The following is a 12723-nucleotide window of genomic DNA, read 5'->3' as shown; positions in this document are numbered from 1 at the left end:
TAATTTATACACTCATTTCTGGAGGCAGAAAGGCAAAAAACGAATCCCGGCAGGTGTTCTGGCCTATGCTGTCCGAAAAAAAACAAGGTAATTTGTCCGGCTGCACATGCTTCCTTTCCGCCGATAGTACTATCTTTGCATCGTTTTATAAATCAAAAGGAAGCAGATTATGGAAAACAAGGACAAAGAGACAGCCCGACGCGAAAGGGAAATTTACAAAGTGACCATCGTGGGCAGTGTGGTGAACTTCCTGCTGCTGCTCTTCAAGTTTTTTGCGGGCATCGTGGGTCACAGTGCTGCCATGCTGGCCGATGCCGTACATTCTTTGTCGGACTTTGTGACAGACATCATCGTATTGGTTTTCGTGCGTCTTTCGTCGAAACCCGAAGATGCCGACCACGATTATGGGCACGGCAAATACGAGACCCTGGCCACGGCCATCATCGGCCTTTGCCTGTTCGTCGTGGGACTGGGCATCTTGTGGAACGGGGGCCAATCTATTTGGCATGTCCTCCGTGGCGGTATCTTGCCCCGGCCGGGAATACTGGCGCTGGTGGCTGCCATTGTCTCCATTGTTTCTAAAGAAGTGCTCTACCAATACACCGTCTTCAAAGGCCGTAAACTCGATTCACAAGCCGTGGTGGCCAATGCCTGGCACCACCGCAGTGACGCCTTTTCGTCCATCGGTACCCTGGTCGGCATTGGCGGTGCCATCCTGTTGGGCGATGCCTGGTGCGTGCTCGACCCCATTGCCGCCGTCGTGGTCAGCTTCTTCATCCTCAAAGTGTCTGTCAAGCTGCTGGTGCCTTCCATGAACGAACTGCTGGAAAAATCCTTGCCTGCCGAGGTGGAGAATAAAATCTATGAAATTGTCCTGTCCTATCCCGGCGTCACTTCGCCGCACCACTTGCGCACCCGCCGCATCGGCACCCGCTATTCCATCGACCTGCATGTGCGCATGGATGGTCATCTGTCTTTGGAAGAGGCCCATCATTGCACCACCATCATCGAGCAACGGCTGCGGCAGGAGTTCGGGCAGGGCACTTACATCAGTATTCATGTGGAACCTATTAAATGAAGAATGAAGAATGAAGAATGAAAAATCGGGCAGCATCCTCATCACCGGCGCCAGCGGATTTATCGGCAGCTTTCTGGTAGAAGAAGCCCTTCGCCGGGGTTTCGACACGTGGGCGGGCATCCGTGCCACGAGCAGCAGGGCCTATCTGCAAGACCCGCGCATCCGTTTCCTGGAACTGGACTTCGCGCATCCCGACGCCTTACGCCGTCAGTTGTCCCGTCACGGCCGTTTCGACTACATCGTGCACTGCGCGGGTGTCACCAAGTGCATCGACCCGGCGGACTTCGACCGTGTGAACCATGTGCAGACCTGCGATTTTGTCGATGCCTTGCGCGAGCTGGAGTTGGTGCCCCGGCAGTTCATCTTCATCAGCACGCTCAGTGTCTTCGGTCCCGTGCACGAACGTACTTACCAACCCATTGTGGAAACCGACACGCCCTGCCCCAACACGGCCTACGGGCGCAGCAAGCTGAAGACGGAGCAATATTTGCAGAGCCTCCAGGGCTTCCCTTACGTCATTTTCCGCCCCACCGGGGTCTACGGGCCCCGCGAGCGTGATTACTACGTCATGGCGCAGAGCATTGCCCGGCATGTGGACGTGGCCGCCGGCTTCCGCCGCCAGGACCTGACCTTTGTCTATGTGGCCGATGTGGTGCAAGCCGTCTTTCGTGCCATCGACCGGGGGGTGACCGGACGTGCCTATTTCCTGTCCGACGGACAGGTGTATGCCAGCCGCACTTTTTCCGACCTTATCATCCGCGAATTGGGCCGACCGTGGGTTATTCGCCTGAAATTTCCTTTGTTTGCGTTAAAAACCGTATCTTTGTGCGCGGAATGGTGGGCGAAACGCCGGGGAAAGACCAGTACGCTCAACCGAGACAAGTATAACATTATGAAACAGCGCAACTGGCGGTGCGACATCACCCCTGCGGTCGAAGAGTTGGGATATGCTCCCGCTTACGACTTGGACAAGGGTGTCCGCCTGACCATTGCGTGGTACAAGGAGAACCGATGGCTTTAGACATATTCAAGCGAGTGGAAACCTACAAGGGGCTGTTCGCAATAGAAAAGATTTCACTGATATACAATCTGCTGACTTCCGTTCTGGTCGTAATCCTTTACGACCTGATGGACCATCCCGCCCAGATGTTGTGGGACCGTGCGCTCATAGCCTTTGTCACCTTCCTGCTGATGTATCTCTATCGGCTGGCGCCCTGCAAGTTCAGTGCCTTCGTGCGGGTGGTGATACAGATGTCGCTGCTTTCCTATTGGTATCCGGATACCTTCGAGTTCAACCGCTTGTTTCTGAACCTCGACCATGTGTTTGCTTCGGCCGAGCAAAGTTTGTTTGGCGGCCAGCCCTCCATCTGGTTCAGCCGTTGTCTGCCTCAGATGTGGGTCAGCGAGCCTCTCAACCTGGGCTATTTCTTCTATTACCCCATGATGCTCATCATTATCTTGTGGTACTTCATCCATCGCTACGACCTGCTGGAGAAAGTGTCTTTCGTCATCATCACTTCGTTTTTCATCTACTACCTTATCTATATTTTCGTCCCGGTGGCCGGCCCTCAGTTCTATTTCCCTGCCATCGGCTTCGACCAGGTGGCGCAAGGCCACTTTCCGCCCATCGGCGATTATTTTAACTACCACCAGGAACTTCTTCCCAGTCCGGGCTACGAGCACGGCTTCTTCTACAGCCTGGTGGAAAGCTCGCAGCAGGTAGGCGAACGTCCCACGGCCGCCTTCCCCAGTTCGCACGTGGGTGTGTCGACCATCCTGATGATTATGGCCTGGCGGGGCAGCAAGCGGCTGTTCGGCTGGCTCTTGCCCTTCTACTTGTTGCTTTGCGCAGCCACGGTCTACATCCAGGCGCACTATCTCATCGATTCCATAGCCGGCTTTTTCTCTGCATTCTTGCTCTATTGGGTTGCGACGTGGATGTTCAAGAAATGGTTTACGCAGCCATTGTTTTCGCCGTTGAAACCCGGGTTGCGTGTGGATGCCTGATGGCGGGGCGGAAGCGTGCCTCCTTCTTTCAGTAAAAAAACGTGATTCATCTTCGTTCCATCTTCGTTCCTGCATCGTATTTTGTTCGTTTCTATGCACTCGAACTTGGAACGACTTTGGTAGGACTTTGGTCAGAACCGGGTGGAGCAGGGCTGAATGTCGGGAGGGCAAATCGGAAATTTTGACAATAATCTGTTTCCTTCGGGAAGTTTTTCCGACAGGCTCTTAATATATGGAAATATGCATGGTGCTTCAATGGCTGTTCACTCTTACTACCCTGAAACCGACATTGGCATAGCCTTGTGCACCATCCCTCACGACATCCGATTTCTCGCTGCGGCAATCGTCACGGTCGGAATCCCAATTGCCACCTTTGATGATAAGTAACTAATCAAAATGATCTTATAGCACGCAGATGCCACAGATGGGACTGATTTTCACAGATTATTTTTTCATATCATCTGTGTGCCATGGTATAAGTTAATTCTGTGCACTTACTTAAGTGAATAGTTTTTATCGGTTTACTCTCCTGTCGCGTTTGGACAGGCGGTTCATCATCTGCCGTTCCAATTCATAGACACGCCGGATTTGTTTTTGCGTCAGGAACTCGCTGTAGACGACGTAGTACTTTTGCCGTAAGTCCAGTATCTTCTGGCTGTGGGCGAAACGGGCTTTCAATGCCTGTTCCGTTTCTTCATCGGTCATTTGGTCGTTGGGGTGCTTCGGGCGTGGACCGAGCGCCCAAATGTCCCGTTGAAACTGGCAGAAGGTGTCAATAAATCGTTGGCTTGTCGCATCGTCCATCGCCATTTTCTTGGCGATATGCTTGGCCTGCACCTCGGCCAACTGCTCGCGGGTGAGGCGTTGCTTGCCTGTTTGCGCTGAAACTGTGCCGCAGAAGGTTGTCAAAGCGACAACCCCAAACAAGATTCTGATAATACCTTTCATCGTTACTCTTTTTATTCGTTCATAAATATATCTTCTTGATAAACAGCAAGCAGGTAAGCTTGGTCTTCTTGGCTCAGGTTGGCAAATGCCCGCTCCACATGGGAGAAGCTATCGGTTTCCTCCTTGGGGGAGAAAGGATGGAACACAAGCAGCAAGGCGATGCTTGCGGCTATCTCGTCATACCCCAGTTCATCGTAGTAGCGCAGGTTGAAAGCCAGTTGTTGCTTGGTGGGCAACGACAGGATGGCCTTTTGCAGTTTCACTGCTTCCAAATCGCTGTAATCCACATATTCGTCAGCCATCAGAGCGTTTGCTCCTGCCTCCGGGTCATCCAAGGAAAGCCGCTCGTCCTTCCTGCGTTCCCATATGCGCAGAGCCTCGTGGGTGGCAATCCGGTAAATCCATGCACTCAATGAACATTCGCCTTTGAAGTGACGGAAAGAACGGAATATGCGGACAAACGTCTCTTGGGCGGCATCCTGCGCATCGTCATTATTCCTTCATAATCCTAATTTCTTATGTTCTACTTTTTTAATATATACACTTTCTTTTTCCCTCGTATTACGGCTTCGATGGGTCTGTCCTTATCGGCTGCAAAAGCGTCAAGTTCAGCCTTGGCCGCCGCTTTCGACAATTCCGTTATCTTCGCATATCTCTTTACCGTAAGATAATCGTGGTCTTTCAGATAAGCTATGGCCATTCTGAAACGCTCCTTTTGGGTAAAACGGTTGCCGACATGGACGGTTACATCCGGTCGGGTGACTACGGTTACTACCCGGTAAGGCCGGGAGTGCCAACGCCAACGCTGTGCATTGGCAGTTCCGCATGAAAGGAGAATGACTATCGCCATCATCGCTATTTTCAGTTTCCCTGTTGGTCTCATAATCTTCAAATGTTTATGTTATACCTTTCTTACGTTCCTGTTCGTGAGCTCGTTTGAACGGATGTTCTACATAAAAGACCCGACAAAGGAATGAAAGTAAAATCAGGGATACAATTTTTTGCGGAAAGTTTTGCTGATTATAAATAACGGTATGGTTGCAAGCGGTTTGAGTCTGCCCAACACACAAACTTGCTATCCTCCTGCTCAACTTCCCTGATTTTTCCCTAACTGCTTAAATATCAATTTCTATTGCGTTAATCTGCTGTTTTTCTTGGATTTTTCCCGGATTAATATGTATATTTGAGGTGGAAAAACAGAGCCGATGTTGCAGGCGGATATAACGAATAGGTTTTTTTCCCTATGAAGATAAATAGTTTGAAGGATTTTCGTACATTTATTATTATAAGATGCGTATGCCTGATGGCTTTTCTGGTGGCGACGGTGGATGTCGCCGCGAAGGGCTCTTATCAGTATTATTTTGAGTCGTTGGATATGCAGGACGGGCTGTCGCAGAATTCCGTCAGTTGTATTCTGCAAGACAGTCACGGCTTCATGTGGTTTGCCACGCGGAACGGGCTGAACCGTTATGACAGCCAGGAGTTCCGTGTGTTCAATACGGAAAACTCATCTTTGGGCAATAACTTCATCACTTATCTTTTCGAAGCCGCCGATGGCGAGCTGTGGGTGGGCACCGATGCGGGAGTTTATATTTATTCGCCCCGGCAGGACGCTTTCACTTTTTTTGATGTGGTGGCTGATTCGGGCGAGCGCCTGGAGCATACGGTGACGCGCATCCGCGAGGATGGGTCGGGAAACATCTGGATTTCGGTCGATTTCCAGGGATTCTTCCGTTACGAGCCTGCCACGGGGCGGCTGGTCCGCTGCATGGCCACGGGGATAGAAGAGGGGCAGTTGGCCAATGTGTCCGATTTTTGGTTTGAGAACGATACCTGCTGGGTGGGACTGTATGGCGATAACTTGTATTACACGACAGACGGGGCCGGCTCGCTGCTTCCTTTCAAGGACAAGTCGGGGCGGGAAGTCTTTCGGGGCGAAAACATCCAGGCCACTCTGGCAAGCAAGGATGGCAGCCGGTTCATCGGTTCCTCCAAAGGGTTGAGGCAGGTGAACGGGCCGGGTGGAGAGGCCAGGATGCTGCTGGAGGGTTATGTGCGGGCTTTGTGTTATTATTCCGACGATGAATTGTGGGTGGGCACGGAAGACGGGATTTATATCTACCGGCTCAGCACGGGCAGTTTCATCCATCTGACGGCTCCGTTGGTGCCTGCCCCTTATGTGTTGTCAGACAGTGCCATCTATGCCATTTACCGCGATGCGGAAAATGGGATGTGGATAGGCTCTTATTTTGGCGGGGTGAATTATTATCCCTATCCTTATGCGCGTTTTGAGAAGTACATCCCCAATGCGGTGCAGTTGTTCGGGAAGCGGATACGCGAGTTTTGCGGGGCTGCCGATGGCACCCTGTGGTTTGGCACCGAAGACCTCGGCTTGTATAATTTCAATCCCCGGACCAAGGAGATACGTCCTTGTCGTTTTCTGAGCCAGTCAGCCAACGTGCATGGCTTGTGTGCGGACGGCGACTATCTGTGGGTCGGCGTCTATTCCGGCGGATTGCACCGCATCCATCTGCCCAGCGGGCGGGTGAAGGTGTACCGGAAGGGTGATTCGCCCCGCTCGTTGGATTCGAACGATGTGGTGTCTTTGTACAAGGACAGCCGGGGCGTGCTGTGGATAGGCACTGCGCACGGCGTGTTGCGCTACAACCGTGATACGGACGATTTTACCCGCATCTCTCATTTGAACAACATCAATGTGCTTTGTTTCCACGAAGACCAGGAGGGGCTGTTGTGGGTTTCTACGTTTGCCAACGGGGTGTTCTGCCATGACCCCCGGACAGAGACGTGGAAGCAATATACTTATCAGGAAGGGGTGGAAGGTTCGTTGCCGTGCGACAAGGTGACCAGTATCCACGAAGATGATTGCGGCAGGTTGTGGTTCACGACGCAAGGCGGGGGAATCTGCCGTTACGACAGGCAGAAAGACGGCTTCGTTGTCTACGATGTGGAGCAGGGGATGCCCAGCAATGATGCCTTTCGCATGGAGGAAGACCGTGCGGGCAATCTGTGGGTATCGACCGGAAAAGGCTTGCTTTGCTTCAATCCCGATACGGGTTACCGGAAGGTCTATACCGAGTCCGACGGTTTGATAGACAACAGCTTCAACTATCAATCCGGTTACAGGGATGCCGATGGGAACTTGTATTTCGGCACACTCAATGGCTTTATCCTGTTCAATCCTGCCACGTTCAGCGAAAGCAGCTACGTGCCTCCCATTGTCTTTACTGCTCTTCAGATGTTTGACAAAGAAGTGCCTGTCGGTTCGCCCGGTTCGTCTCTGACAGAAAACATCCTGTTTGCGCGCCGGCTGACGTTGCCTTCGGACATGGGCTTTTTTTCGTTGCACGTGGCGGCTCTGTCCTACCATTCTTCCAGCCGCTACCATTTGCAGTATCAGTTGGAGGGGCTTAGCGATGAGTGGTACGGGATAGACAACCGGTCCAATGCCATCACTTTTGCGCATTTGCCTTTCGGTGATTATAAGTTGCGGATTCGTTTTGCGGACAAGACTGTCTCAGAGACGGCCGAGAGGGTGTTGGATATCCGTATTTTGCCTCCTTTTTATTTGTCGTCCTGGGCCTTTGTGCTTTATGCCTTCCTGTTTCTGTTGTCCCTCACGTGTCTTGTCCTTTATTTGCGGAAGCGCTATCGGGAACGGCAGTTGCTTCTGATTCGGGAGACCGAACAGCGTAAGGAGAAGGAACTGTATGACATAAAGATAGATTTCTTTACGAACGTGACGCATGAAATCCGTACCCCTCTGACGCTGATTCGCGGACCGCTGGAGCGGGTGTTGCAAGATAAGGACCAGTTGCCCGGACGGGTGCGCGACAACTTGCAGATGATGGCGCTGAATGTTGACAGATTGCTGAGTCTGGTGAATCAGTTGCTGGATTTCCGCAAGGTGGAGCAGCCTGGGTTTGTGCTGAATTTGTCGCCTTGCGCGGTAACGGAGCTGTTGAAGGGGATGGTGCAGCGTTTCAGTGCGTTGGCTGATTACCGTAATTTGCAATTCACGCTGCATGCCGACGAAGATATACATACGCTGACAGACAGTGAGGCTTTGCAGAAGATTTTCAGCAATTTGCTGAACAATGCCTTGAAATATTCCGAGCATTTTGTGAACGTCCGCTTGTGGCAGGAACAGGATGTGTTCAGGTTGTCCGTCTGCAACGACGGGCAAATCATTCCTCCGGAGGTTCGTGAGGAGATATTCAAGCCTTTCGTGCAATACCGTAAGGGTATCCGCCGTTACATTTCGGGGACAGGCATCGGGCTGCCGCTGGCTTGTGCGCTGGCGGCACAGTTGGGCGGGCGCATCTATATGGATGAAGACAAAACGGTGAATTGTTTCATACTCGAAATACCCATCCGTTCGGTACCGGCTTCGTCGGCAGAAGTATCTGTGAAGGGAGAGGAGGGGTTGGAGCAACTTCTTCCCCGACAGGTCGGGGCTGTGCCTTCGGAGGAGGGAAAGCCTGTGAAGACTGATTATACGTTGTTGCTGGTGGAAGACAACGAAGACATGATGGCTTTCATTGCCGGGCTGTTGCGTCCTCTTTACCGGTTGTTGACGGCTTCCAACGGCGAGGAGGCTTTGGAGCATCTGAAGGCGCATCCTGTCCATCTGATTGTGTCGGACATCATGATGCCCGTGATGGACGGTATGGAGCTGTGCCGGCGGGTGAAGGATGGAGCGGAGTATTGCCACATTCCTTTCATTTTGCTGACGGCCAAGTCAACCTTGCAGTCTAAAATAGAGGGTATTCGTTATGGCGCCGATGCGTATATCGAGAAGCCTTTTTCGGTTGATTTGTTGCTCAGTACTATTTCTTCGTTGCTGAAGACCCGCGAACAGTTGCGGAAAATCTTTTCAGCTTCGCCCTTCTTGCCAGTTTCTTCCATTGGTGTCACTGAAACGGACAAGCATTTCCTGCAGAAGCTGGCCGCAGTGACCGAGGAAAATATGGGTGATGTGGATTTCAACATCGATGCTTTGGCAAGCGATATGCACATGAGCCGTTCCAGCTTGAACCGCAAGCTCAGGGGAGTGCTGGACATGACGCCTAACGATTACATCCGGCAGGAACGTCTGCGCAAAGCTTACCGGTTGCTGAAGGAGGGATACCGCAGCAACGAGGCCTGTCTGATGGTGGGCTTCAATACGCCTTCGTATTTTGCGCGTTGCTTCCAGCAGCAATTCGGCATTTCGCCCAAGGATTTGCAGAAGAATGACGAGGCTTGCTCCTGAAAAAAGCGTGTTTTCCCCCGCTTTGACCCGATATTTGCATATTTTGACCCGATTTTTAAGCATTGGTTAGTTTTTTATGGGGACTTTTGCAACAAGCAATCCGGCCAGTGAGATTCGCCGCGCGGCGACTTCTCGTCCGGCCGGGAGTTGTGCACATTGTTTAACCATAATACCATACTCGAAACATGAGAATGAAAGCTAACTTTTGCAGATGTTTGTTGCTCATGTCCCTGTTGCCCGTCCCGCTGGCGGGCGTCCATGCAGAAGGGCGACAAACGGCAGAGTCTCTTCCACCGGAGGGTGAAAGGAGTGTTGTAACCAGTGCTACGGCCGTGGATGCCGGCGTTGACCAGGCGAAACGTACGTTGGAAGGCACAGTAGTGGATGCCAACGACGGCAGCCCCCTGATTGGGGCCAGCGTCTTGGTGAAAGGAACGAAGACGGGTGTTATCACTGACATGGACGGGCACTTCACCTTGTCGGTCTCCGGCAAATCTTTCACAATCGAGGTCAGCTACGTAGGCTATAAGACGCAGGAGGTGTATGTGACGGACCAAGCGTTTGTGAACGTGCAGTTGGCGCCGGACGACGAAATGCTGAGCGAGGTCGTCGTGGTGGGCGCCGGTACGCAGAAGAAGATTTCGGTGACGGGCGCCATTACGTCGGTGAAGGGAACCACGCTGCGCGTGCCCAGTTCTTCGCTGACAAACAATTTGGCGGGCCAGTTGTCCGGCGTGATTGCCATGACCAACAGTGGCGAGCCGGGCTCGTCGGGCGAGTTCTACATCCGTGGTATCAATACTTTCGGCGGACGTGCCACCCCGCTTATCCTGCTGGACGGTGTGGAAATAAGTACCGACGACCTGAACAACATTCCGGCCGAGACCATTGAGAGCTTCTCTATCTTGAAGGATGCGTCGGCAACGGCCATCTATGGCGCCCGGGGCGCCAACGGCGTGATGCTGGTGACGACCAAGACGGGTACGGAAAACTCGAAAGCACGCGTGAACGTTACTTACGAACATTCGTTCATGAAGCCGACGAACGTGGTGGAATATGCCGACGGCGTGACCTATATGCAGTTGTACAACGAGGCGCTGTTGGGCCGGACTCCTTCCGCCATGCCTGCCTACTCGCAGGAGCAGATAGAATATACGGCCAGCGGCATCAACCCGTATGTGTTTCCCAACGTGGATTGGTATGACACCATGTTCAAGGACATGACGCAGAGCCAGCGCGCCAATATCAACGTGTCGGGCGGCGGTTCGCGCGTGACTTACTACATGAGCCTTCAGGCCAATCATGACAGCGGTATGCTGAACGTCCTGGATAATTATTCGATGAACAGCAATTACAACCGCTGGATGTACACGTTCCAGAACAACATCGACTATAAGGTGACTTCCAGCACGAAGCTGGGGTTGCGCATGAACGCCCAGATTATCAATTCCAAATCGCCCAACACGGCATCGGCCGATTTGTTCAAGAGCGTTTACCTGAACAACCCCGTGCAGTTCCCCGTGATGTATCCGGCAGCCGAAGGCGTGGAGCACATCCGCTTTGGCAGCGGCTTCTTGCAGGGGCGCGACATCTTCCCCAATCCCTATGCGGCCATGATGAACACGTTTAAGGAAGACAACAGCAACAAGCTGAATGTGTCGTTGAACCTGGACCAGAAGCTGGATTTCATCACCAAGGGCTTGTCGCTGACGGCATTGGTCAACTTCAACAACTATTCGCAGAGTTACTACGACCGCTCTATCAATCCGTTCTATTACATGCTGGTGGACGGCAGTTGGGATCCTTCGAACCCGGAATACTACGAGGTGCAGAACATCCGGGAGGGCGAGGAATATATCAATCAGAGCGGCATCAACCGCTGGAGCGACCAGACGTTCTATTTCGACGCCCGCCTGAACTACGCCAACTCCTTCGGCAAGCACAACGTGACGGGTATGTTGATGTACATGATGCGCGAATATCGTACCGACGTGCTGCCCAACCGCAACCAGGGCTTGTCCGGCCGCTTCACGTATGACTACGACCACAAGTACCTGCTGGAGTTCAACTTCGGTTACAACGGCACGGAACGCCTCCAGAAGGGCGACCGCTTCGAGTTCTTCCCGGCCGTTTCGTTGGGCTGGGTGGTCAGCAGCGAAGATTTCTGGGAGCCGATACGTCCGTATGTGAACAACTTCAAGCTGCGCGCTTCTTACGGTCTGGTAGGTAGCGACGAGACCGGTTCGTCGGCCGGCGCGCCCCACTTCCTCTATTTGTGGGACATTGCCCTGAACGGCAGTTACGGCTTTACTTCCGGTATCAACGGCGCCACGCAGCAGTATTACCAGGGTTTGCGTATCAAGCAATTCCCCGTGGAAGATGCTCACTGGGAACGCTCCAAGCAGTTTGACTTCGGTATCGACGCCCGCTTCTTCGACCAGGTGGACGTGACGTTCGACTACTTTAAGTACAAACGCGACCGCATCTTGCTGCACCGTGCTTCTTTCCCCAAGATTCTGGGTTACGAGGTGGCCGTTCCTTGGGCCAACATGGGCAAGGTGGACAGCCAGGGCGTCGAGCTGAGCGTCAACTGGCGCAAGCAGCTTACCAAGGATTTGAGCGTGGACCTGCGTGCGAACTATACTTATACGAAAAACAAGTATGTCTCCTTGGACGAGCCGAATTATCCTTACGTGTGGCAGACGCAAACCGGCAAGCCGTTGGACTGTATGCGTGGTTTCATTGCCGAAGGGCTGTTTGAGGACCAGGCGGACATCGATTCGCACGCCGTGCAGGATTTGGGTAGCGAGGTGATGCCGGGCGATATCAAGTATCGCGACGTGAACGGCGACGGACGCATCACGGAAGAGGACAAGGTGGTCATCTCGCCCTACGGCAACACGCCCCGCATCCAGTACGGTCTGGGCCTGAGCGTGGTGTGGAAGAACTTCGACTTCAACGTATTCTTCAACGGCTCGGCCAAGCGGCGCATCATGCTGATGGACGGCAGCGAGAAGATTTATCCCTTCGTGCAGACCTCCGGGCACGGACGCCTGAACCTGATGCAATGGATTGCCGACAGCCACTGGACGGAGGGCGGCGACAACAGCAACGTGGCCTATCCGCGCATGGGTATCTCGCAGGCCGAGATTCAGAACAATATCCAGCCCAGCACGTGGTGGATGCGCAAGGCCGACTTTATCCGCTTCAAGACATTGGAAATCGGTTACCGCTTCCCCTACTGCCGCGTGTACTTCAGCGGGGACAACCTGGCCGTATGGTCGCCCTTCAAACTGTGGGATCCGGAGTTGGACTACAACAGTTATCCGCTGAGCCGCACGTTCAACATCGGCGTGCAGGTGAACTTCTGATGACCGGGGAACCGGTGCCGGCAGCGCGGCTGCTTCCGCCGTCCCGG

The 12723-nt window shown here is 53.1% G+C and carries 7 protein-coding genes and 1 pseudogene; 5 read left to right on the top strand and 3 right to left on the bottom strand.

Annotated features, from left to right (window positions below):
* The first annotated feature begins 169 nt into the window (after positions 1-169).
* From M3090_RS12950 to M3090_RS12940, 3 genes are read left to right on the top strand one after another with little or no spacing between them, the layout of a single operon-like run.
* Complete coding sequence (locus tag M3090_RS12950; RefSeq protein ID WP_249056930.1) at positions 170-1078, top strand: cation diffusion facilitator family transporter; 909 nt, start codon at positions 170-172, stop codon at positions 1076-1078.
* Between the two features lie 10 nt (positions 1079-1088).
* Positions 1089-2099, top strand: coding sequence for an NAD-dependent epimerase/dehydratase family protein (locus tag M3090_RS12945; protein ID WP_249056926.1), 1011 nt, complete (start codon positions 1089-1091; stop codon positions 2097-2099).
* Positions 2090-3085 carry a phosphatase PAP2 family protein gene (locus M3090_RS12940; protein WP_249056925.1) on the top strand — a complete coding sequence of 332 codons (996 nt, stop codon included), beginning with the start codon at positions 2090-2092 and terminating at the stop codon, positions 3083-3085. The genes M3090_RS12945 and M3090_RS12940 overlap by 10 nt, the downstream gene beginning before the upstream one ends.
* 513 nt (positions 3086-3598) lie before the next feature.
* Here M3090_RS12940 and M3090_RS12935 read toward each other — a convergent pair.
* The 3 genes and pseudogenes from M3090_RS12935 to M3090_RS12925 all read right to left on the bottom strand — a co-directional run bounded on the left by M3090_RS12935 (position 3599) and on the right by M3090_RS12925 (position 4916).
* Positions 3599-4033 carry a hypothetical protein gene (locus tag M3090_RS12935; protein WP_249056923.1) on the bottom strand — a complete coding sequence of 145 codons (435 nt, stop codon included), beginning with the start codon at positions 4031-4033 and terminating at the stop codon, positions 3599-3601.
* 11 nt (positions 4034-4044) lie between these two features.
* Positions 4045-4518, bottom strand: a pseudogene (locus tag M3090_RS12930) (RNA polymerase sigma factor); the annotation flags it as partial.
* 38 nt (positions 4519-4556) lie between these two features.
* Positions 4557-4916, bottom strand: coding sequence for a hypothetical protein (locus tag M3090_RS12925; RefSeq protein ID WP_249056921.1), 360 nt, complete (start codon positions 4914-4916; stop codon positions 4557-4559).
* 360 nt (positions 4917-5276) lie between these two features.
* On the opposite strand from M3090_RS12925, the gene M3090_RS12920 reads away from it, so the two are divergent.
* Together M3090_RS12920 and M3090_RS12915 are read left to right on the top strand one after the other, a co-directional pair.
* Positions 5277-9305: a two-component regulator propeller domain-containing protein gene (locus tag M3090_RS12920; RefSeq protein ID WP_249056919.1), complete on the top strand. Its 4029-nt coding sequence runs from the start codon at positions 5277-5279 to the stop codon at positions 9303-9305.
* 191 nt (positions 9306-9496) lie between these two features.
* On the top strand, positions 9497-12676 hold the full coding sequence (locus tag M3090_RS12915; RefSeq protein WP_249056916.1) for a SusC/RagA family TonB-linked outer membrane protein: 3180 nt from the start codon (positions 9497-9499) through the stop codon (positions 12674-12676).
* The last annotated feature ends 47 nt before the right edge of the window (positions 12677-12723 follow it).

This window comes from Bacteroides sp. ET71, assembly GCF_023336905.1.
GTDB lineage: Bacteria > Bacteroidota > Bacteroidia > Bacteroidales > Bacteroidaceae > Bacteroides.
This window is presented reverse-complemented; position numbering and strand designations above follow the sequence as displayed.

Bases quoted from the DNA above. Each gene is read 5' to 3' on its own strand.
- M3090_RS12950 (WP_249056930.1), top strand. From the start codon at position 170: ATGGAAAACAAGGACAAAGAGACAGCCCGACGCGAAAGGGAAATTTAC.
- M3090_RS12940 (WP_249056925.1), top strand. From the start codon at position 2,090: ATGGCTTTAGACATATTCAAGCGAGTGGAAACCTACAAGGGGCTGTTC.
- M3090_RS12920 (WP_249056919.1), top strand. From the start codon at position 5,277: ATGAAGATAAATAGTTTGAAGGATTTTCGTACATTTATTATTATAAGA.
- M3090_RS12935 (WP_249056923.1), bottom strand. From the start codon at position 4,033: ATGAAAGGTATTATCAGAATCTTGTTTGGGGTTGTCGCTTTGACAACC.
- M3090_RS12925 (WP_249056921.1), bottom strand. From the start codon at position 4,916: ATGAGACCAACAGGGAAACTGAAAATAGCGATGATGGCGATAGTCATT.
- M3090_RS12915 (WP_249056916.1), top strand. From the start codon at position 9,497: ATGAAAGCTAACTTTTGCAGATGTTTGTTGCTCATGTCCCTGTTGCCC.
- M3090_RS12945 (WP_249056926.1), top strand. From the start codon at position 1,089: ATGAAGAATGAAAAATCGGGCAGCATCCTCATCACCGGCGCCAGCGGA.